Here is a 21,680-nt window from a genome sequence, read left to right on the forward strand (position 1 = left end):
AGACATGACATGAAGAAATTTAAACTGGGTTACGCCCCTACCCGTCGTTTTGTATTTAGTGCTGAAGATGCTTTCAAGTATAAGGTTCAAATCCGGGAGAAAATCGAGAGCTTCAGTTTGGACATCGACATCGTGGACTTGGAGGGATTGAATTCCGAGGGGCTGCTGTATGACGATCATATCAATGCGGATGCGATTATTGAACGCTTCAAAGAAGAAAAGGTGGACGCCGTCTTTTTTCCACACTGCAACTTTGGTACCGAGGATACAGTAGCGAGGGTTGGTAAAGCGCTTGGAAAGCCTGTGTTGTTATGGGGACCTCGCGATGAATCGCCTCTTGAGGACGGTATGCGTTTGAGGGATACCCAATGTGGGCTGTTCGCCACAGGTAAAGTGCTGCGCCGTTTTAATGTGCCTTTTACGTATGTGACTAACAGTCGAGTGAATGATCCGGTATTTGAACGTGGATTTATCAATTTCATTGCCGCTGCGAATATTGTTCGTCAAATGCGTAACCTGCGTATTTTGCAAATTGGGCCTCGGCCAGCGTCTTTCTTGACGATGATGTGCAACGAAGGGGAGCTGCTGGAGCGGTTCGGCATCGAGATTCATCCCATCACGCTGATCGATATTCAACGGACATCTAAACAGATCGAAAAGGGAAGCAGTGCTGAGCTGAATGAAGCCATTACCTACATCAAGGAAAAGCTTGATTATAGCGAGGTTACCGAGGATGACGTGAAACGTATTGCAGCCCTGAAAGTAGCGATGAAACAATACGCAACCAAAACCGGCAGTACAGCTATCGCCATCCAGTGCTGGTCTTCTCTTCAAGACGCTATGGGAATTATGCCTTGTCTGGCCAATGCAATTCTAACGGATGAGCAGATTCCGGTAACCTGCGAAACCGACATTCACGGAGCGATTACCTCCATCATGGTGCAGGCTGCTTCGATGAATCAAGCTCCGACGTTCTTCGCCGATTTGACGGTCCGTCATCCTGAGAATCCGAACGGAGAGCTGCTCTTTCACTGCGGTAATTTCCCAGTTTCTCTATCGGTTGAGGATAAGCCGAAGCTGCGTAAGCACTTCTTGTTCGATGATCATGCGCCAGGTACACACGAAGGGGAAATCAAAGGCGGCGGAATAACGCTGGCCCGCTTTGACGGTGACCATGGGGAATATCGATTGTTTTTAGGGCGTGCAAAAGGTATCCAAGGTCCTTATACACGCGGTTCTTATGTTTGGGTGGAAGTAAATGACTGGCCACTGTGGGAAGAGAAATTGGTAAAAGGACCTTACGTTCACCACGCCGTCGGAATTCATGCTAACGTGATTCCTGCACTTTATGAAGCGTGCCAATATATACCAGGCCTTTCCCCGGATCCGGTCGATCCGACTATACAAGAAATTCAGGCGTGGCTGCGCGGCTCTGATCTGTAAACGCGTATGCTTACGAAGCCAGTTTTGCTAACGCAAAACTCTTAGGAGGGATTATATGAACCAGATAGAACTGAAAGCAAAAGCCATCCAGATCCGAATGGATCTGCTGAGGATGATACACGGAGCCAAGACAGGACATACCGGCGGCTCCCTGAGCAATACGGATATTTTGACGGCCTTATACTATAAAATTATGAAAATCGATCAACAGAATCCGAAATGGGCCGAGCGGGACCGCTTCATCGCTAGCAAGGGCCACTCCGTGGAATCACTATGGTGCATACTCGCCGACCTAGGCTTTTTCCCGAAAGAAGAACTTGGGACTTTCAGTCAGTTCGGTACACGTTTGATCGGCCATCCTAACAATAAGGTGCCTGGGATTGAAATGAACACTGGTGCTCTTGGGCATGGGCTTGCCATTTCGGTAGGCATGGCGCTTGCGGCTAAACGAGATGGTAAAAGCTATCGGGTATTCTGTCTCATGGGCGATGGCGAGCAGGCGGAAGGCTCTGTATGGGAAGCAGCTATGGCTGGTCCTCATTTCAAACTTGACAATCTCGTAGGTATTATTGACCGAAACCGCCTGCAAATTAGCGGCAGCACGGAAGAAGTCATGGGGCTTGAGCCACTTGAAGAGAAATGGGCGGCATTCGGTTGGAACGTTGTTTCCATTGACGGAAACGATATGGAATCACTGGTTGAGGCTTTCGGTGCGGTACCAACTGTACCTGGAAAGCCTACCTTGGTCATGGCCAATACGGTGAAAGGCAAAGGGGTTTCCTTTGCCGAAAATAATCCTGCGTGGCACCATCACGTGCCGAACGATACACAGCTTTCGCAAGCTTTGGCAGAACTCTCTGCGGCGCTTGAGCTATTGAGTCAAGAAGGGCAGGTGCGCTAAACATGAATACGATCCCTAACCGTCAGGTTATTTGTGAGACACTAATGAATTTGGCGGAAACCGATCAAGATATTATGGTTCTCACGAGCGATTCCCGAGGTTCCGCGGCTATGGCGCCTTTTGCCAAGGCGTTCCCAAATCAATTCGTTGAAGTTGGCATCGCCGAGCAAAATATTGTCGGCATCTCCGCTGGTCTTGCCCATAGCGGAAAGAAGCCTTTTGTCACTTCGCCAGCTTGTTTCCTAAGTATGCGCTCCATTGAGCAGATCAAAGTAGATGTGGCCTATTCTGGAACCAACGTGAAGCTTGTAGGCATAAGCGGAGGAGTCAGCTATGGCGCCCTCGGTATGTCACATCATTCTGTTCAGGATATAGCTGTAGCGCGAGCAATTCCGGGACTTGCGGTAGTATTGCCTGCCGATCGTCATGAAACGAAGAGAATGACAGAGGCTTTAGTTAAGCACCAAGGCGGCGTTTATGTTCGTATTGGTAGAAATGCTGTTGAGGATGTTTACGAATCCGATGACTATGAATTCGTGATTGGCAAAGCAGTGACGTTGCGTGATGGCACGGATCTGACGATCATTGCCACTGGGGAAACGGTTCGGGTCGCCCTCGATACGGAGAAAGCACTCCAAGAGGTCGGCATATCTTGCCGCGTCATCAACATGCACACGATTAAGCCATTAGACGACGAAGCGATCATTCGGGCCGCAGGAGAAACAGGTCATATCATTACGGTTGAGGAGCACAGTATCTTCGGCGGGCTCGGCGCCGCAATCGCAGAGGTAGTCGTCCAGCATCAACTTGTTCCGATGCGTATTATCGGCATTCCGGATGAGCCGGCTATCGCGGGCAAAAGCTCGGAAGTATTCAAGCATTACGGGATCCACTCAGATAATCTCAAGCGTGTAGCTCTTGAAATGCTTGGTAAGTAGGTGGGCAGCTCATGATTGAAACCTATATCCTAGCCATAGACCAAAGCACTTCGGGTACGAAGGCCTTGATCGTAGATCGTTCCGGAAGTATCATCGCCCGTAGTACTGCCGAACATAAGCAGTATTATCCGCAGCCTGGCTGGGTGGAGCACGATCCAGTTGAGATTTATAACAATGTGAAAAGAACAGCTCATCATGCCATGGAATTGGCCGGTATTGAAGCCGGTCAGTTAGCTGGGCTGACCATCACCAATCAGCGAGAAACGGCAGTGGTTTGGGATCGAACATCCGGTTTGCCTGTCTATCCCGCTATCGTTTGGCAGTGTCAGCGGACAGCGGATCGATGCGCGGCATATAAAGCTGCCAACATGGAAGATATCGTTCGGGCCAAGACGGGCCTGCTCCTCGACCCCTACTTTTCTGCCACCAAGTGGGGATGGATATTGGAGCATGCAGAAGGCGCTAGGGAGAAGCTTGAACAAGGGAAGCTTCTGGCCGGGACAATTGACAGTTGGCTCCTGTGGAAGCTCACGGGAGGTAGCGTTCATGCCACTGATTTTACGAATGCTAGCCGAACGTCATTATTCAATATTCATACGCTGGAATGGGACAAAGAATTATGTGAAGGGTTCCAGATTCCGTCCGCCTTATTGCCGGAAGTTAAATCCTCCGATGAGATTTTCGGCTATACGCAGGATCCAGCGTTATTCTCAGCAAAGATTCCTATCTCTGGCATCATAGGTGACTCTCAAGCCGCTTTATTTGGCAATCAATGTTTTGATACCGGTATGGCCAAAGCGACGTACGGAACCGGCACTTCTGTACTCATGAACATTGGCGAGAAGCATGATCAACTTGGAAATGGCTTGGTGACGACAATTGCATGGGGAATGAGCGGCAAGATCACCTATGCGCTTGAAGCTATCATTCGAACCTCCGGCGATACGATCAAATGGGTTCGCGACCAAATGGGCCTCTTTAGCAGTTTTGAAGAGATGGAGGAATTGCTTGCTCAAGCTCCGAATAACGAAGGTGTATACGTCGTTCCGGCCTTCGTTGGATTAGGCGCTCCATACTGGGATCCCTATGCACGGGCAGCTATTATGGGGATGAGCCGCGGAAGTGGAAGGTCGCACATCATCCGTGCAGCGCTAGAGAGCATTGCCTATCAAGTAAATGATGCGGTAAAGTTGATGCAAATTGAATCCGGTATCCGGTTGAAAGAACTGCGCGCAGATGGAGGCGCTTCCGATAATACCACGCTTATGCAGTTTCAAGCAGATGTACTGGAACGCAGCGTCATCAAATCGGAGGTTGCCGAGCTCTCTGCGATGGGTTCTGTTTATTTGGGAGGGCTAGGTGTCGGTTTTTGGTTATCTCTTGATGAGCTTAAAAACCGGGGCCAAGCTTATTCCGTCTATGAGTCAAAGATGCAGGAAAACATACGTGAACAGCATATCACTGGATGGAATCATGCGGTAGCTTCGGTACTATGCACAAATAAAAAGGCGGAGGCGTAGACAATGACATTTAATGAAGAGTCGAAGATAGGTCAAATTTGGGCGAGTCCAGCAGGTCGAGCCGTGTTGTTGAAATATTTACCTCATCTCAAGGATTCCCCATTTCTTTCGTTCATTAAGAAAAATACGTTACCATCGTACAATGCGTTCAATCCAGCTTGGATAATAGCACCGGAATTGATGGAGACAATCCTCACAGAGTTGTCCCTAATCGAAGTTGAAGCAGAAACGGATGAAGATATCACTCCAACCGTCGATTATGAGAACGACACTGTAGCTTTGGGGTCAGCGACAACCAAAGCACCCGATCAAATCGAAAAATGGGGCGTCTACGAGCTAACGCTTCAAGGGCCGCAGCACGGCAATCCGTTCGTGGATGTAAGCTTGGAGGCTGAATTCAGCTTTGAAGGCCGAGTTGTTAGAACCCTAGGCTTTTATGACGGTCAAGGTATTTATCGGATCCGTTTTATGCCGGATGTGGAAGGAACGTGGACGTACAGCACCAATAGCAATGCGCGCTCCCTTAGTGGACTGACAGGAAAATTTATATGTACAGCCCCAACTGATGGGAACCATGGACCGGTACGGGTCAAGAATACCTTCCATTTCGCTTATGAAGACGGGACGCCTTATATTCCAGTCGGTACCACAAGTTACGTCTGGACTCATCAAGGCGATGAGTTGGAGGAAGAGACGCTAGCTACGCTAAAATCCGCCCCTTTTAATAAGATGCGTATGTGTGTTTTCCCAAAATCCTATCAGTTCAACGCGAATGAGCCGGTGTATTACCCTTACGAGGGTTCCGCCCCTGAAAGTTGGGATTATACGCGATTCAATCCGGCCTTCTTTCAGCACTTGGAAAATAGAATCGCTGACCTCGGGAAGCTTGGCATCGAAGCAGACTTGATTTTATTCCATGGGTATGACCGTTGGGGCTTCTCCGAAATGTCCAAGTCCCAAGATGACCGTTACCTGCGTTATCTGACAGCCCGCTTATCGGCTTATCGTCATGTTTGGTGGTCACTCGCCAATGAGTACGATTTGATGTGGAAGAAGGAGACGGAGGATTGGGAACGCATCGCTAAGATCGTAACGGAGAATGATCCGAATCATCATTTAATCTCCATTCACAATTGTTTCGGATTCTACGATTACAGTCGGCCTTGGATAACTCACTGCAGCATCCAGCGGGTCGATGTTTATCGAACTGCGGAAAATACCAACGAATGGCGGGAGCAGTGGCAGAAGCCGATTGTTATAGACGAATGCGCGTATGAAGGTAATATTGATCAGGGCTGGGGGAACATTTCCGGACAGGAAATGGTGCGCCGCTTCTGGGAAGGCGCCGTAAGAGGCGGCTATGTCGGTCACGGTGAAACCTATTTGCATGACGAGGACATCCTTTGGTGGTCCAAGGGTGGGAAACTGTACGGAAGCAGCCCTGAACGTATCGGCTTCCTACGAAAAATCATGGAAGAGGGACCTACAGAAGGCCTGAATCCGTTAAAGTCCGAGTGGGATGTTCCGTCAGCAGGCGTTCCCGATGAGTATTACTTGTACTACTATGGTTTTAACCAACCCAGTTTCAGGAAGTACAGCATGAAGCCCGGCATCCAATATAAAGTGGATGTCATCGACACTTGGAATATGACCATCAATGAGCAGTCTGGGACTTATGAGGGAGACTTCCGGATCGAGCTGCCTGGGACATCGTATATTGCCGTTAGATTTAGGAAGATATAAAGATTGAGTGACAACAATAATGACATGCAAGCTGGCAACAGTTTGGTATGTCATTTTTTCTCAGTAGATAATAAAGTATAAGTTTTATTACACTTCGCGTCATCAGTCTTGACAAACGCGATCGTCCCAAAAGGACGACGGAGTCGTTTATCCTTGATGAAAGAAGTTACATAACAGGGTGATTTTGTTCCTGTCTTCGTTGTACAATAGGGAGACCTTACACCTTATAGAGGAGAGCGTCTTCATGCGAAAATTGAAATTATGGCTGAACTCCTTACGTTTCAAGCTTTTCTCTGGATTATTATTCACGATTGTTCCACTTATCATCGTTCTGCTTATAATCAACCATTACTCGGCTCAAGTCGTTCGCAACCAAGTAGCCCAGTCGAATAAAAACATGCTGAGCTTATATATGGGGCAAATCGACCGCAATTTGCAGGAAGTGGACAACTTTTTGATCAACTTATCACAAACGAATTTGGATTTACTTGATTTGGATACGGACAGGATTGCGAACGAAAATAATTACATGAAAGCTAAACTTCGTTTATTTCAAACAATCAACAACAGTGTCAGCTATTATAAGGGAATCGATTCGTTCTTTATATATTCCAGCCTAAACAAAGATTTGCTTATGACGCAAGGTTTCGGAAGCAGCTTTGATGAACGTAACCAGGTGGCAAATGAAATTGTAAAGATGCTGCAGGATAGCTCGGTGACTCCAAATGTTTATCGATGGTATACTTGGCAATCGGATGGAAACCATTATGTCTATCATGTGATAAAAACCGGTGATGTCTATGTTGGGGCATGGGTAGATGCAAAGAAGCTGATGATCCCTCTTCAACTCATTGACCTGGGATCTAATGGTGCAGCGCTTTTAACCTCGGAACGACTAGAACCCATGAGTCACGGAGAATTAATTGCCCAGAAAGGCATTCATTTAGCACTAACCAATCAGGCTTACACACTCTCGGGAACGAATGCGGATTATTTAGTTATGGGGGAACCGTCGAAGAAAGGAAACTTTTATTTATTCGCCTTAATTCCCGAGGAAACGGCTTTGGAAAAACTACCTTATCTACAACGTATTTCTTCCATCATATCGATTGGAGCCATCGTATTTCTGCTGATATTTGTCTTTTACATGAGAAAAGTGTTCTTGCTGCCAATCAATCGAATCATTCTGGCGATGAGAAAATTAGGCGATGGACGTTGGAATTCGCAAATCGAGCATTATCCGACCTCTACCGAGTTTAGTATGATGAATGAAACTTACAACCGGATGATCACTGAGATTCAACATTTGAAAATTAACGTCTATGAAGAAAAATTAATGCATCAGCATGCGGAACTTAAGCATCTACAGCTTCAGATCAACCCGCACTTCTTTTTGAATTCACTGAACATCGTCTACAACTTGGCAACGGTAAAGGATTTCAAATTAATCCAGGAGATGACGAAGTGTCTTGTTGCTTACTTCCGGTTTATGTTCCGAAGTAATTCCTATTTGGTAACACTCAAGGATGAACTGCTTCATACCCAGAACTATTTGCGTATTCAAGAGCTTCGATTTCCGGGGATTTTATCGTATCAGATCGAAGCCCCAGATGTTGTTCTTTCGCTGCAAATTCCTCCGCTTGTCATTCAGACGATGGTGGAAAATGCCATTAAACATGCTGTTAATATGGATGAACAGATTCGGATTGATATCCGGGTGAATACGGAGGAAGACGAAGAGAATCAATGGGTGGTTATTCATATTGAGGATACAGGAGCAGGCTTTCCGGATCCTATTTTGGAATTATTGCAAAGCAATATGGATTTGACTAGTGAGGAGGGGGAGCACATCGGGATCTGGAATGTCAAACGTAGACTACACTTGTTGTATTCCGATAAAGCCGCTATTGATTTCTATAATGAAGTCGGCAAAGGCGCGTGCGTGCGAATCCGCATACCGGCAGATGTTCCACCAATAGGAGGTGAGTAAAATGGTTCAGGTGTTAATCGTCGACGACGAAGTGCACGCAGTGAGAGGATTACAGGCTGGCGTAGATTGGGATAAGCTCCGTATTTCTACGGTGTATACGGCCCATAGTATGAAGCAGGCACAGGAGATCTATGCTACATCTCCGATCGATTTGATGATCTGCGATATCGAAATGCCCCAGGGTTCCGGCATGGATTTATTGAGCTGGGTCAGAGAGCATTATCCCCGAACAGAGACGATATTTCTAACGTGTCATTCCGATTTCTCGTATGCGAAGCGTGCGATCCAGTTGGACAGCTTCGAGTACTTGCTGAAGCCTGTAGATTACGAGGAGCTTGAGGACGTGATCCTGAAGGTTTTGGTCAAAATAAAAAAAGATCAGGAGCTTCTTTCTTTCGAAGAAACCTATAAGCATTATTACCAGCTGTGGGAGTCCCATCAGCCCTTGATGAAAGAACGCTTTTGGCAGGATTTGATCCAACAAACGATTCCCTCCACCAAGGATAAAATAACGGAGCATCTTCAAAAGTATAATCTATTGTCTTTGGATTCCATGCGGTTTGTGCTGATTATGATTCGCGTTAGGCGTTGGCATAAGAATCTGAATCAGCGGGATGAACGAATTATGGAATATGCTTTGAGGAATGCCGCGGAAGAGAAGATTACGCGAAACAACCAGCATACAGCGATTATTTCTCCAGATAATGGATGTCTGCTGATCATGGTTCCTTACGAACGCCAACATCAAATGAAGGAGCTTCGAGAGGTATGCGAGGAATATGTTCAATCTTGCCATCAATACTTTTACTGTGATCTATGCTGTTACATCAGCGAACCCGCCTCACTTCATGAAGTCGTACCTATGGTGCGTAGAATGGACGATTTGGATCGAGACAATGTCTCTATGGTTAATGAAACCATTGTGCTTTGGGATGTGCGAAAAGGGGAGTGCAGGATAGAGCTTCCATCTTTGAATGACTGGGCAGAGTGGATGAAGCAGGGGTCAAAGGAAAAGCTGCAAACCGAAGTTAAGTTATTGTTCAAATCATTAAGGGAGACCAGAGAAGGAATTGGGGCTCCGCTCTTGCACAGCTTCTATCAGGATTTTCTCCAAATGCTTTTCTTCGTTCTTCAGATGAAAGGATTACATGCGAATAAAGTGTTTGCAGCTAATCTATTTACGGAAAAGCCGGAATTAGTACTGAGATCTATTACCGCTTTGGAAGAATGGGTGCAATACGTCATCGAGGTGGCTATGAATCAGATCCATTCGACGGAAGGGGGCATGTCTGTTGTTGAAAAGGTGAAACAGTACGTTGCGGCTCATATTTCCGTTTCGGAATTATCCAGGGACGTTATCGCGGCACACGTATTTTTAAATCCGGATTATTTGACACGGGTGTTCAAAAAGGAAACGGGCTTATCCATTTCCGACTATTTGCAGCAGCAGCGGATCCAATATGCCAAGGATTTGCTTACAGGCTCGGATAAATCCATTATCGATGTAGCGCTATTAGCGGGCTATTCGAATGTTTCTTACTTCTCGACGCTTTTCAAGAAAGCTGTAAGTATGAATCCTAATGAATATAGAAAGCAGTTTGAGAAAAGATAGAAAGACTCTGCGCTAACACATAGGCGTGGAGTCTTTTTTTTACGAAAATGTCGGAATACCTAAAGTATAAAGTCGTATTCGTGGTGAGCAGCCTAGTTTAACTTCTTCTATACTAAAGCTATAAAGAGAAGGAGTTGACACCGGATGAACACCAAAGCAGAAGTTTTATATGAAAACGCTAAGGTTGTAAGGAAGACGGGTACGCTGCAGAAGACGTTGAAAACGTTTAAACGCTACCGTGCGCTATTTTTAATGGTCTTGCCTGGTATGATTTATTTGATTATTAATAATTATCTCCCTATGTTTGGGATTGTGATTGCCTTTAAAAATATCAACTACCGCAAGGGGATATTTGGAAGTGATTGGGCTGGTCTCAAAAATTTCGAATATTTGTTTAAAACCGCTGATGCCTGGGTCATTACCCGAAATACGATACTGTACAATGGGCTCTTCATTATCATCAATTTGGCTCTGGCCGTGGCTGTAGCTATTTTACTGAATGAAGTGAAAAATCGGTTTATGTCCCGTTTTTACCAGAGTATTATTCTATTGCCGTATCTGATCTCCATGGTTATCGTTGGATATTTGGCACTTGCCATGTTGAATGGAGAGAACGGATTCCTCAATCATCATATTTTACCGCTTTTCGGAATCGAGCCTATCTCCTGGTATTCAGAACCTAAATATTGGCCATACATCTTAACACTGGTTAACATTTGGAAGAATGTGGGTTACTTATGTATCATCTTCTTGGCAGCCATTGTTGGGATCGATAACGAATATTATGAGGCAGCGACGCTAGACGGCGCGAACAAATGGCAGCAAATCCGCACGATAACGCTACCGCTTCTATCACCGGCAATTATTATCATGGCATTGTTAAGCATTGGACGCATCTTCTACTCTGATTTCGGTTTGTTCTATCAGGTGCCTTTAAATTCAGGCCCATTACAACCAACGACGGATGTTATCGACACGTATGTATACCGAGGGTTAATGACGCTTGGCGACATCGGAATGTCTTCAGCGGCAGGATTTTACCAGTCAGTCGTGGGATTCGTACTGGTGCTAGTATCCAACTTTATCATTCGCCGCAAAAGCCCGGAACAAGCTTTATTCTAAAAGAAAGGAGCGTGCTATCATGAAATCGAATCACATGAATCAATACGCGGTTAACCTGATCTTTATTCTTATGGCCTGTGCCAGCATTTTCCCGTTTGTCCTGCTTGTTATGGCCTCCTTTACCGATCAGAAAGCAATTATCAACGAAGGTTATTCACTCTTGCCAAGTGTGTTTAGTCTAGAAGCGTACAAGTATATGATGAAGAGCTCAGCTTCGTTGTTTCGGGCTTATGGCATCACGGTTTTCATTACGATCTTCGGGACGGCCGTGGGCTTGGCTATCTCGACGATGCTCGCCTATCCTTTGTCACGCAGTGATATGCCGCTTCGTAAAGTGATGTCGTTTCTCGTATTTTTCACGCTGCTCTTTAACGGCGGACTTGTGTCGACCTATCTGATTTACACGGAATTTTTCCATATTAAAAATACGATTTGGGCGCTTATCATCCCTGGATTGCTGACGAACGGCTTTTACATTTTACTAATCCGAACGTTCTTCAGCACTTCGATTCCAGCAGCGATTATTGAATCGGCGTATATTGACGGCGCTTCCGAATTCAAGATTTTTTACCGTATCGTGCTCCCTTTATCGCTACCGATTCTGGCTACCATTGGACTGATGCTGGGTATATCCTATTGGAACGATTGGTTTAACGGATTGATCTTTGTAACCGACAGCAAGCTCTTTAGTATTCAAAATATGCTGAATCGGATGCTGAGCGATATTCAGTTCCTTCAGAAGAGCAGCATGACCAATGCTTCACAAGCTTCTTCGAACATACCGACAGATTCGGTTCGCATGGCTATAGCTGTTATCGGAATCGTTCCGATCTTCTGCGCCTATCCATTCTTCCAGAAATTTTTTGTCAAAGGTCTCACGCTTGGTGCTGTAAAAGGTTAACGACCGAGGCTACTCTTGAATCCCATTGGATTCGATTAGTATAGATCAACCACTATTCATATACATTAGGGGGATTATGAACCATGGAAAAGAAATGGAAAAGAGCTAGTGGATTATTAAGTGTTGTTCTAGCAACGTCGACCTTGCTTTCAGCTTGCGGCAGCAGCACTAGCGATGATGGGAATAAAGCAGCGACAGATAGCGCTAAGCCTGCGAATTCCAAGCCATATGAAATCACAATGGCGTATATACAACTGAATGATATGCCGGACACGAATCTCGTGGCTGAGGCAATCAGCAAAATTACCAAAGAAAAAATCAATGCAACCGTTAAGCTGGTGCCAATCAGCATTTCCGCTTGGACACAACAAATGAATCTGATGCTGGCAGGAAGCGAGAAGCTTGATCTGATGGTCTCTTCCTCTATCATTGGCAACTTTGGCAGCCAAGTCGCTAAAGGTCAATTAGAGCCATTAGACGATTTGCTTAAGAAACATGGAAAAGGTCTTGTAGATACGGTGGGAATGGATTTGATTAATGGATCCAAGATCGACGGTAAAGTATATGGGGTTCCAAGCTTGAGGGACATTGGCTCCGATAATGGCATCATTATGAGAAAAGATTTGGTGGACAAGTACAAGATTGATTTGAGCAAAATCAAAACTTGGGCGGATCTGGACCCTGTGTTCCAAACGATCAAAGAGAACGAGCCAGGACTAGCGCCATTGGTTCAGCAAACAAACAATAATATGCCGGGAACGAATATGTACAACTCTATCGTGGATACATTAGGGGACAACCTGGGTGTACTTGCCGATCCGGGGAACAGCACCAAAATCGTGAATCTGTTCGAAACGAAGGAATTTACAGATGCTGTTGCATTAGCTCGTAAATGGTATCAAGCAGGTTATATTTTAAAAGATATCGCTACTTCGCAAGAAACAGGAGTTAACTTGGTCAAAGCGGGCAAGGCGTTCTCTTATACATCGAATATGAAGCCTGGCTTTGAACAGCAGGAAAAGAATTTGTCCGGAAAAGACATGGTTGCTGTTCGTTTGACGAAACCTTTGCAAACTTCCGTATCGATCACAGGTTTCATGATGTCAATCACGAAGAACAGTCAAGACCCTGAGAGAGCTATGCAATTCTTGAACATGATGTACACCGACAAGGACATTGCCAACTTGGTCTCCCTGGGTATTGAAGGTAAACACTATGTGAAAAAAGCGGATAACATCATTACGCTACCAGATGGCGTCAAGCAAAGCGGTTACCAATTCAACCAATGGGAAGTCGGCAATAACTTCCTGACTTACGTTTGGGAAGGTACAGATCCGAAAATTTGGGATTTGACAAAAGCGCACAACGACAAGGCCATTAAGTCGAAAGCAGTCGGCTTCACATTTAACGTGGATCCGGTTAAAACAGAACTTGCTGCTGCGACTAACGTGATCAATCAATATAAAGTAGGCCTGGAAAGCGGTACGTTAGATCCAGCACTGACTGCCGAATTCAATGCAAAGCTCAAAACGGCCGGTCTTGACAAGATCATCGCTGAGAAACAAAAGCAAATTGATGCTTGGGCTAAAACCGCAGGTAAATAAGGATGAACTTGAACCGTACTCTACAACAGGTGGGGTACGGTTTTTCTTAAATTGATCGTGCATTCAGAGCAGGAGGTTTCAACGTCATGTTTAAAATAAAGGATCTTCGTTGTGAATATCAAGTGAATCCGATTGGGTTAGAACAAAAGACTCCAAGGATTAGCTGGCGGTTGCAATCCTCTGAACGAGCAGCGATGCAATCGGCTTACCGCATTGAAGTGGCAGAAGATGCGGATTTTCAGCGGTCGGTTTGGGACACTGGGAAAGTGGATTCAGATCAATCCGTCCATGTGGAATTAAAAGGGCTTCAAACAGCTTCGCGCAAAAGGTATCACTACCGCGTTCAAGCTTGGAACCAGCATGGACTTAGTTCTGGCTGGTCTGATCAGGCTATCTTTGAAACCGGATTCATAGATTCTTCGGAGTGGTCGGCCGAATGGATCAGTGCTCCCGCAGCAGCGCTCCCAGCGGGCGCCGATCAAGTTCCAATGTTTCGACGGGATTTTCTCATTGATGGAGAAGTAAGTGCGGCCCGTGTCTACGCCTCAGCACTTGGCATTTATGAATTAGAGTTGAATGGGAAACGAGTAGGGGACCACTATTTTGCTCCGGGATGGACCAGCTATAAGCATCGCCTTCAATACCAAACTTATGATGTTACGGAACTGCTTAGGAGCGGCAAGAACGGAATTGGCGCCTTATTGGGCAGCGGCTGGTATAAAGGCGTTCTTGGCTGGGACGGGAAAAACGAGCATTTCGGAAACCGGACTGCACTTTTGGTACAAATCCACATTGATTATGCGGATGGAAGGCAAGAGGTTATCGTTTCTGATAACCGTTGGAAAGTATCAGGAAGTCCGATCTTGATGTCGGAAATCTATGACGGTGAAACGTACGATGCGCGGTTGGAGCGGTCCAATTGGAGCCATGGAGATTATGATGACGGCGGATGGCACCCTGTCGATGTGATCGAACAAAGCAAAGATGTTTTGGTGGCACAGGAGAACGTGCCCGTACGTAAAATCGAGAGCATCCAACCTATCGAGCTCATCACGACCCCCAAGGGCGAAACTGTCATCGACATGGGTCAAAATATGGTCGGATGGATCCAATTTACCGTGCAGGGAGACGCTGGTCAGGAGGTCAGCATCCATCATGCCGAAATATTGGATCATGAAGGCAACTTCTACTTGGACAACATCCGTAAAGCGAAGCAAACGATCCGCTATGTGCTCAAAGGAGGAGAGAGAGAAACTTTCGAACCTCATTTTACTTTCCAAGGTTTCCGGTATATCAGACTTGTCGGGTTTCCGGAACCGATCCGTCTTGAAGATTTTACAGGTATCGTGCTGCATTCAGATATGGAAACAACGGGAGAGTTCACATGCTCCGACCCGCTTGTCAACCAGCTTCAGCATAATATTCGGTGGGGGCTGAAAGGCAATTTTCTGGATGTTCCTACGGACTGCCCGCAAAGAGACGAGAGGCTGGGTTGGACAGGGGATGCACAGGTGTTTGCTCGTACGTCCGCCTATTTGTCGAATGTCGTACCTTTCTTCCGGAAGTGGCTTCATGATTTGAAAGTCGAGCAGGCGGAGCTCGATGGAGGCGTGCCGTTTGTGGTTCCCAATATTTTGAGTGAGAAGGCGCAGTCTGCTTCTGCTTGGGGAGATGCAGCGGTCATTATTCCATGGACACTCTATTTATGTTATGGAGATAAGCGAGTGTTGGAAGAACAATACGACAGTATGAAAGCCTGGGTAGAATTCATCAGACGTCAGGGCGACAACGAATATTTGTGGAATTCCGGCTTTCATTTCGGGGATTGGCTTGCTTTGGATTCTCGGCCAGACAGCTATATAGGGGCTACGGCGCGAGATTTTGTCGCAACAGCATACTATGCCTATTCCGTGTCGTTGGTGCAGAAAGCAGCCGCGGTGCTGGGTAGATCAGAGGAAGCGGGACGTTATGCAGACCTGCATACTGGCATTCTCGATGCTTTTACGCAGGAGTTCGTCACACCTACGGGTCGTTTATCTGTGCCTACTCAGACAGGGCAGGTGCTGTCCCTTATGTTTGGACTTGTCGAAGGCGAGGCCAAGGAACGTGCCGTCCACAAGCTGCTGGAATTGCTCGAAGAGGAGAAGTTTCATCTTACTACCGGATTTGTCGGCACTCCTTATTTGAACCACGTACTGAGCGATAACGGTAAATCGGAATTCGCGTATAAGCTGTTACTTCAGCAGGATTATCCGTCCTGGCTGTATCAAGTGACCAAAGGCGCCACGACCATCTGGGAGCACTGGGATGGGATTAAGCCGGACGGCAGTTTTTGGAGCCCGGATATGAACTCATTTAACCATTATGCTTACGGAGCCATTGGAGACTGGCTTTACCGTGTTGTTGCTGGAATTGATACGGATGAGAGGAATCCTGGTTATAAAAGGGTAGTCATTCGCCCGATGCCTGGTGATGGCCTGACATGGGCAGAGGGGCGTATCGACACGATGTACGGAGAGGTCAGCTGCCGCTGGACGAAATCGGATGGTGAACGATTAGACATTCAGGTGGTGATTCCGCCGAACACAACGGCTGAAATTCGCCTCCCTTACGCTCCAGCGGATGGTGTGACCGAAAGCGGAACAGCTCTCATGCAGACAACAGGCATATGCAATGTTGAGGTTACGGACATGGGTGTAAGCTTGGAAGCAGGCTCCGGTCAATACAGCTTCAGCTATATGTTGACACAGCCTGTTCCGCCGCTTCCGAAAGTAAAGCCGTTTGTATTTGGGTAAATAGGTTCAATTGACAGATTGGGGAGTGATGGTATGCATGTAGAAAACATTCAACTTTGGGATGAAAATAATAACGCTCACATAACTGCCTATATTCTTGATAATTCTCAGGAATTCAAAATGAATCTGTATCGTCCGGCAGTCATTGTATGTCCCGGAGGCGGATATCTATGGACTTCGGACAGAGAGGCGGAACCCGTTGCCATGCGTTATGCCGCGCAAGGCTATCATGTCTTCGTGCTTCGTTATACGACGCATTATACTAGTAAACCAGACTTTCAGAACCTTCCGCCAGGAAATGAACATTCCATGCATCCGCAGCCGTTGTTTGATTTGGCAAAAGCGATTCTAACTGTGAGGCAGCGGGCATCCGAATGGTTCATTGATATAGATAAAATCGCTGTATGCGGTTTTTCAGCGGGCGGTCATTTGGCAGCTAGCTTGGGGGCGCGTTGGCAGGATGAATTATTAACGGAGAAGCTGCAAGTCGATAAAGATCTCTTGAAGCCTAACGCACTTATTTTGGGTTATCCCCTTGTTGACTATATCCTAATGAAAGAAGAATCAGAAGCGGATCCGAGCGAGGTGGCAAGAGGGGTAATGGCCCACGCTAATAAAGCGGCATTTGGAACAACCGACCCTACGGCGGAAGAACTGAAAAAACACAGCCCGGTCAATTTTGTAACTTCAAATATGCCTCCGACGTATATTTGGCACACCTCTGATGACCAACTGGTTTATGCTGTCAATGCCTTACAGCTTGCATCTGCATTAGCAAAGCATAAAGTGCCCTATGAGCTGCATGTCTTTGAGAACGGGGTGCACGGTTTGTCATTAAGTGATGAGACGACCGCCGCAGAGCCCGAACATGTGAATCCATATTGCGAAATTTGGGTCGATTTAGCCATGAAATGGTTAAGTAAGCGGTTTTGAAACGACTATATTTACCTTTGGAGGGATAACAATGAATTCGAAAATTCAAGAACTAATTTCCCAATTGACGCTTGAAGAGAAGGCAAGCTTATGCTCGGGTTTGGATTTCTGGCATACGAAGGGCATAGAGCGTCTCGGGATCCCATCACTCATGGTGACGGACGGTCCTCACGGCTTACGGAAACAAAAAAAAGACGCGGATCACCTGGGCCTTCATAACAGTGTACCTGCTACTTGCTTCCCATCGGCCGCGGGCATGGCCGCTTCATGGAATCGGGAGCTGATCGGCAAAGTAGGCGAGGCTTTGGGGAAAGAATGCCAAGCGGAAGACGTGGCGGTTCTTCTTGGGCCAGGAGCCAATATCAAAAGGTCGCCTCTGTGCGGCAGAAATTTCGAATACTTTTCGGAGGATCCGTACCTTTCATCGGAAATGGCGGCCAATCACATCAAAGGCGTACAAAGTCAGGGCGTTGGCACATCGCTCAAGCATTTTGCCGCGAATAACCAGGAGCATCGGAGGATGTCCGTTGATGCCGTCATTGACGAGCGAACGCTGCGGGAAATCTATTTGGCCAGCTTTGAAGGCGCTGTTAAGCTGTCGCAACCGTGGAGTGTGATGTGTTCCTACAATCAAGTAAACGGTGAATATGCTTCGGAGAACGCATTTTTGCTGACTCAGGTTTTGCGGGATGAATGGGGTTTTGAAGGCTTTGTAGTTTCAGACTGGGGTGCAGTTAACGAACGCGTAAAATCTCTTCAGGCTGGATTGGAGCTTGAAATGCCTTCAAGCGCTGGAATTGGAGACGCAAAGATTGTTGCGGCAGTAAGAAGCGGCGACCTTTCAGAGGAAACGCTGAACCTTGCGGTCGAACGGATGTTGACCTTTATCTTTAAGGCTGCAGAGAGCAGTAAGACGGATGCTGTTTATGATTCTGCAGCACATCATCGTTTGGCTCGAGAAGCTGCCCATGAAAGCATGGTGCTTCTCAAGAATGAAGGGGGTATCTTACCGCTTCGCAAGCAAGGGAAGATTGCTGTCATCGGTGAATTTGCCAAGAATCCGCGTTACCAGGGCGGCGGCAGCTCCCATGTCAATCCGACCAAGCTGGACGATGCGCTTGAAGAAATGATGAGAGTCGCAGGAGATGCGGCCCAAATCATGTATTCACAAGGCTACAAGCTGGATAGCGATGAAATCGATGCAGATTTGGTAAGGGAGGCCAAGGAAACAGCGGCGAAGGCGGATGTGGCTGTCCTATTTATCGGACTGCCGGATCGTTACGAATCGGAAGGGTACGACCGCACGCATATGGGCATTCCCGTCAATCATCGAGTATTGATCGAAGCGGTGGGAGAAGTTCAAAGCAACCTCATCGTTATTTTGAGCAACGGCTCGCCGGTTGAAATGCCTTGGATCGACAAAGCAAAAGCCGTGTTGGAAGGATACCTAGGGGGTCAAGCTTTTGGCGGTGCGGTAACAGACTTGTTGTTTGGCCTTGCGAATCCGAGCGGTAAGCTTGCGGAAACGTTCCCTGTGAAACTAAGTGACAACCCATCTTTCTTGAATTTCCCGGGAGAGGCCGACAAAGTGGAATATAGAGAGGGAGTATTTGTCGGTTACCGTTATTACGATACCAAAGAGATTGAGCCTTTATTCCCGTTCGGGTTTGGCCTCAGCTATACCAGTTTCGAATACAGCGACCTGCGTGTAGATAAATCAGCGATCAAAGATAGTGAGACAGTTACCGTTCAAGTGACTGTAAAAAATACAGGGGCCTATGCCGGAAAAGAAATCATTCAACTCTACGTCAAGGACGTTAAGAGCAGTGTCAATCGCCCGCAAAAAGAACTGAAAGGCTTCCAAAAAATCGAGCTGCAGCCAGGAGAACAACAAACCGTTACCTTTGTTTTGGATCAAAGGGCTTTTGCCTACTACAACGTTCAAATCGGCGATTGGCATGTGGAAACCGGGGCATTTGACATCTTGATTGGAAAATCCTCGCGAAATATCGATCTTCGCACAACGATTGAGGTTGAATCCACGGTTACCCTTCCGGGTACGTATACTCGCAACTCACTAATAGGCGACTTGATGGAAAATCCGTTAACAGTCGATAAAGCGAAGGAGTTTATCGGGAGATTTGGATTTGACGCCCTTTTGGGCGATAACCCAGACATGCTGATGGCTATGATGAGATATATGCCGCTTCGCGCAATGATTGGCTTTGGTCAAGGGCAATATTCCGAAGAGATGTTGGCTGACGATTTAAAAAACTTGAACGCTATCTCGGAAAAAAAGTAAACGCTAATACGCGATAAAAGGGGGGAGTCGTGCTTGGTTAATCTGAAAGCAAAACCGTTTCACTTGGACGATGAAGCAGTTAATTGGGTCAATGAGACTCTGCGTGGATTATCTTTAGAAGAAAAAGTGGGCCAACTGTTCATCACCGTAGATCTTCCGTTTGATACTGGGGCTAAAAAGGATTTGCTGAGTATTCACCCAGGAGGCGTCCATGTGTTTGGATTTTCTCCAAATGCAACGAAGCAGCATCAGGCATCTATCATCCGTGACTTGCAAAAGCGCAGTAAAGTACCGCTGCTGGTTTCCGGTGATCTTGAAAATGGGGGACAAGGCGGGGCAACCGATGGAACGAATCTGGCTTCAAACATGCAGTTGGCTGCCGCAAACGATCCAGACCTAGCAACCGCGTTTGGAGCTACCATTGAAGCTGAGGGTTACGCTATGGGGTTCAACTGGGTATACGGACCGGTCATTGACATCAACTACAACTATCAAAATCCCATCGTCAACATCCGCGCATTCGGCGATACGCCAGATATCGTGGAACAGACTGCGCTGCCCGTTATGAATGCTATTCAGAAGAACAATCGGATGGCTGCCTGCGTGAAGCACTGGCCTGGTGACGGCATGGATGACCGAGACCAGCACAAGGTGCTGACGAATAATACGTTAACGATGAAAGAATGGCGTGAGACCTACGGCCGTGTGTATAAATCGGCGATCGAGAACGGGGTCAAGACGGTCATGAGCGCACACATCACGCTGCCAAGCTATTATGAAGAATTGGGAATCACAGACATAAGAACTAAACATACACCGGGTTCCTTATCGCACGAATTGAACACGAAGCTTCTGCGGGAAGAGCTTGGGTTTAACGGACTTATCGTTTCCGATGCTACATCGATGATTGGCATGACGAGCTTTGGCCGACGTAAAGATATCATTCCGCAATGTATTACGTCTGGCGTTGACATGTTCCTGTTTACGAATGATATGCAGGAAGATTTCCAGGCTATGCTTCAGGGCGTCCATGATGGCGTGCTCACGGAGGAGCGGCTGAATGAGGCGATCACAAGAATACTGGCGCTGAAAGCGTCACTTGGTCTTCATTTGACTCAGGCGGATGAAAGGGATCTTGACGTGGTAGGTTCAGCTGACCATTTGAAGCTGGCTGCGGATATTGCAAGCAAATCAGTAACGTTAGTTAAGGATACCCAAGGCCTTCTACCACTTTCGCCGCAAAAGCAGAAGCGTATTTTACTATTAGCTGCTTCGGATGAGGCTTCCTTTTTTGCCGATAAGGCCGCAACGGGAGACGAGTTTGCCCGGATGTTGAGTGAGGAAGGCTTCGCGGTTGTTCGGGAATATGAGGTTAAAGAAGAGGGCAACGAAATAGATGCAGTTATTTTTCTTGTTCAGAAATCGCCAGGATTCATGCAGAATTCCATGCGGCTCTCTCCGCAAGAGACAGGAGGACTCTTCAAATGGTACCCTACACAGGTACCGACCATGTTTATCTCGTTGGGAAATCCGTACACGCTTTATGAACTCCCGTCTATGCCTACGATGATAAATGCATATAATGCTACTTTGGCGGTACAGAAGGAAATTATTAGATGTTTGGTTGGCAAGCAGCCATTCCTTGGAGAGTCTCCAGTAGATGCTTTTTGCGGTCTTGAGTGGGCAAAGTTATAAGGTGAAAGTTGAATAGTCAGAGTAGGAACCTGTCCTTTTGGGCAGGTTTTTTTGGTTGTTTTATAGAAAACTAAGATTTTCGAATTCTGTCGTAAAATCTAACATTTCTATGTATTTTTGGAATAAAATACCGAATTATACCGTCTAACTAGTTAAGACTAAACAAATGAGGAATTGAGTA

General features: G+C 46.6%; 14 protein-coding genes. All 14 read left to right on the forward strand.

Features of this window, described 5'->3' with window-relative positions:
- The first annotated feature begins 9 nt into the window (after positions 1-9).
- The 14 genes from G519_RS0113205 (at position 10) to G519_RS0113270 (ending at position 21,499) form a co-directional block, all read left to right on the forward strand.
- Complete coding sequence (locus tag G519_RS0113205; RefSeq protein WP_029195100.1) at positions 10-1,443, forward strand: L-fucose/L-arabinose isomerase family protein; 1,434 nt, start codon at positions 10-12, stop codon at positions 1,441-1,443.
- A gap of 55 nt (positions 1,444-1,498) precedes the next feature.
- Positions 1,499-2,344 (forward strand): transketolase, encoded by an 846-nt coding sequence (locus tag G519_RS0113210; protein WP_029195101.1) that lies wholly within the window; start codon positions 1,499-1,501, stop codon positions 2,342-2,344.
- A 2-nt stretch (positions 2,345-2,346) separates the two neighbouring features.
- Positions 2,347-3,282, forward strand: coding sequence for a transketolase family protein (locus G519_RS0113215; protein WP_029195102.1), 936 nt, complete (start codon positions 2,347-2,349; stop codon positions 3,280-3,282).
- A gap of 11 nt (positions 3,283-3,293) precedes the next feature.
- On the forward strand, positions 3,294-4,802 hold the full coding sequence (gene glpK, locus G519_RS0113220) for a glycerol kinase GlpK (protein ID WP_029195103.1): 1,509 nt from the start codon (positions 3,294-3,296) through the stop codon (positions 4,800-4,802).
- Positions 4,803-4,805: 3 nt separating this feature from the next.
- On the forward strand, positions 4,806-6,545 hold the full coding sequence (locus G519_RS0113225) for a DUF5605 domain-containing protein (protein WP_029195104.1): 1,740 nt from the start codon (positions 4,806-4,808) through the stop codon (positions 6,543-6,545).
- A gap of 244 nt (positions 6,546-6,789) precedes the next feature.
- Positions 6,790-8,535 (forward strand): sensor histidine kinase, encoded by a 1,746-nt coding sequence (locus tag G519_RS0113230; protein ID WP_036632849.1) that lies wholly within the window; start codon positions 6,790-6,792, stop codon positions 8,533-8,535.
- A 1-nt stretch (position 8,536) separates the two neighbouring features.
- A complete protein-coding gene (locus G519_RS0113235; RefSeq protein WP_036632850.1) occupies positions 8,537-10,147 on the forward strand; it encodes a response regulator transcription factor in 1,611 nt (536 codons plus the stop codon).
- Between the two features lie 144 nt (positions 10,148-10,291).
- Positions 10,292-11,269, forward strand: coding sequence for an ABC transporter permease (locus tag G519_RS0113240; RefSeq protein WP_051253366.1), 978 nt, complete (start codon positions 10,292-10,294; stop codon positions 11,267-11,269).
- A gap of 16 nt (positions 11,270-11,285) precedes the next feature.
- Entirely contained in the window at positions 11,286-12,170 is an 885-nt protein-coding gene (locus tag G519_RS0113245) for a carbohydrate ABC transporter permease (RefSeq protein ID WP_409372011.1), read from the forward strand.
- 83 nt (positions 12,171-12,253) lie between these two features.
- On the forward strand, positions 12,254-13,774 hold the full coding sequence (locus G519_RS0113250; protein ID WP_029195109.1) for an ABC transporter substrate-binding protein: 1,521 nt from the start codon (positions 12,254-12,256) through the stop codon (positions 13,772-13,774).
- 86 nt (positions 13,775-13,860) lie between these two features.
- Complete coding sequence (locus G519_RS42870) at positions 13,861-16,569, forward strand: family 78 glycoside hydrolase catalytic domain (protein WP_051253367.1); 2,709 nt, start codon at positions 13,861-13,863, stop codon at positions 16,567-16,569.
- A gap of 33 nt (positions 16,570-16,602) precedes the next feature.
- A complete protein-coding gene (locus G519_RS0113260) occupies positions 16,603-17,502 on the forward strand; it encodes an alpha/beta hydrolase (RefSeq protein WP_029195110.1) in 900 nt (299 codons plus the stop codon).
- Positions 17,503-17,533: 31 nt separating this feature from the next.
- Positions 17,534-19,804 carry a glycoside hydrolase family 3 C-terminal domain-containing protein gene (locus G519_RS0113265; protein ID WP_029195111.1) on the forward strand — a complete coding sequence of 757 codons (2,271 nt, stop codon included), beginning with the start codon at positions 17,534-17,536 and terminating at the stop codon, positions 19,802-19,804.
- A gap of 33 nt (positions 19,805-19,837) precedes the next feature.
- Positions 19,838-21,499: a glycoside hydrolase family 3 protein gene (locus G519_RS0113270; RefSeq protein WP_029195112.1), complete on the forward strand. Its 1,662-nt coding sequence runs from the start codon at positions 19,838-19,840 to the stop codon at positions 21,497-21,499.
- Positions 21,500-21,680: the final 181 nt, after the last annotated feature.

The sequence above is a fragment of the Paenibacillus alginolyticus DSM 5050 = NBRC 15375 genome (assembly GCF_000422905.1).
In the GTDB taxonomy this organism is placed as follows: domain Bacteria; phylum Bacillota; class Bacilli; order Paenibacillales; family NBRC-103111; genus Paenibacillus_E; species Paenibacillus_E alginolyticus.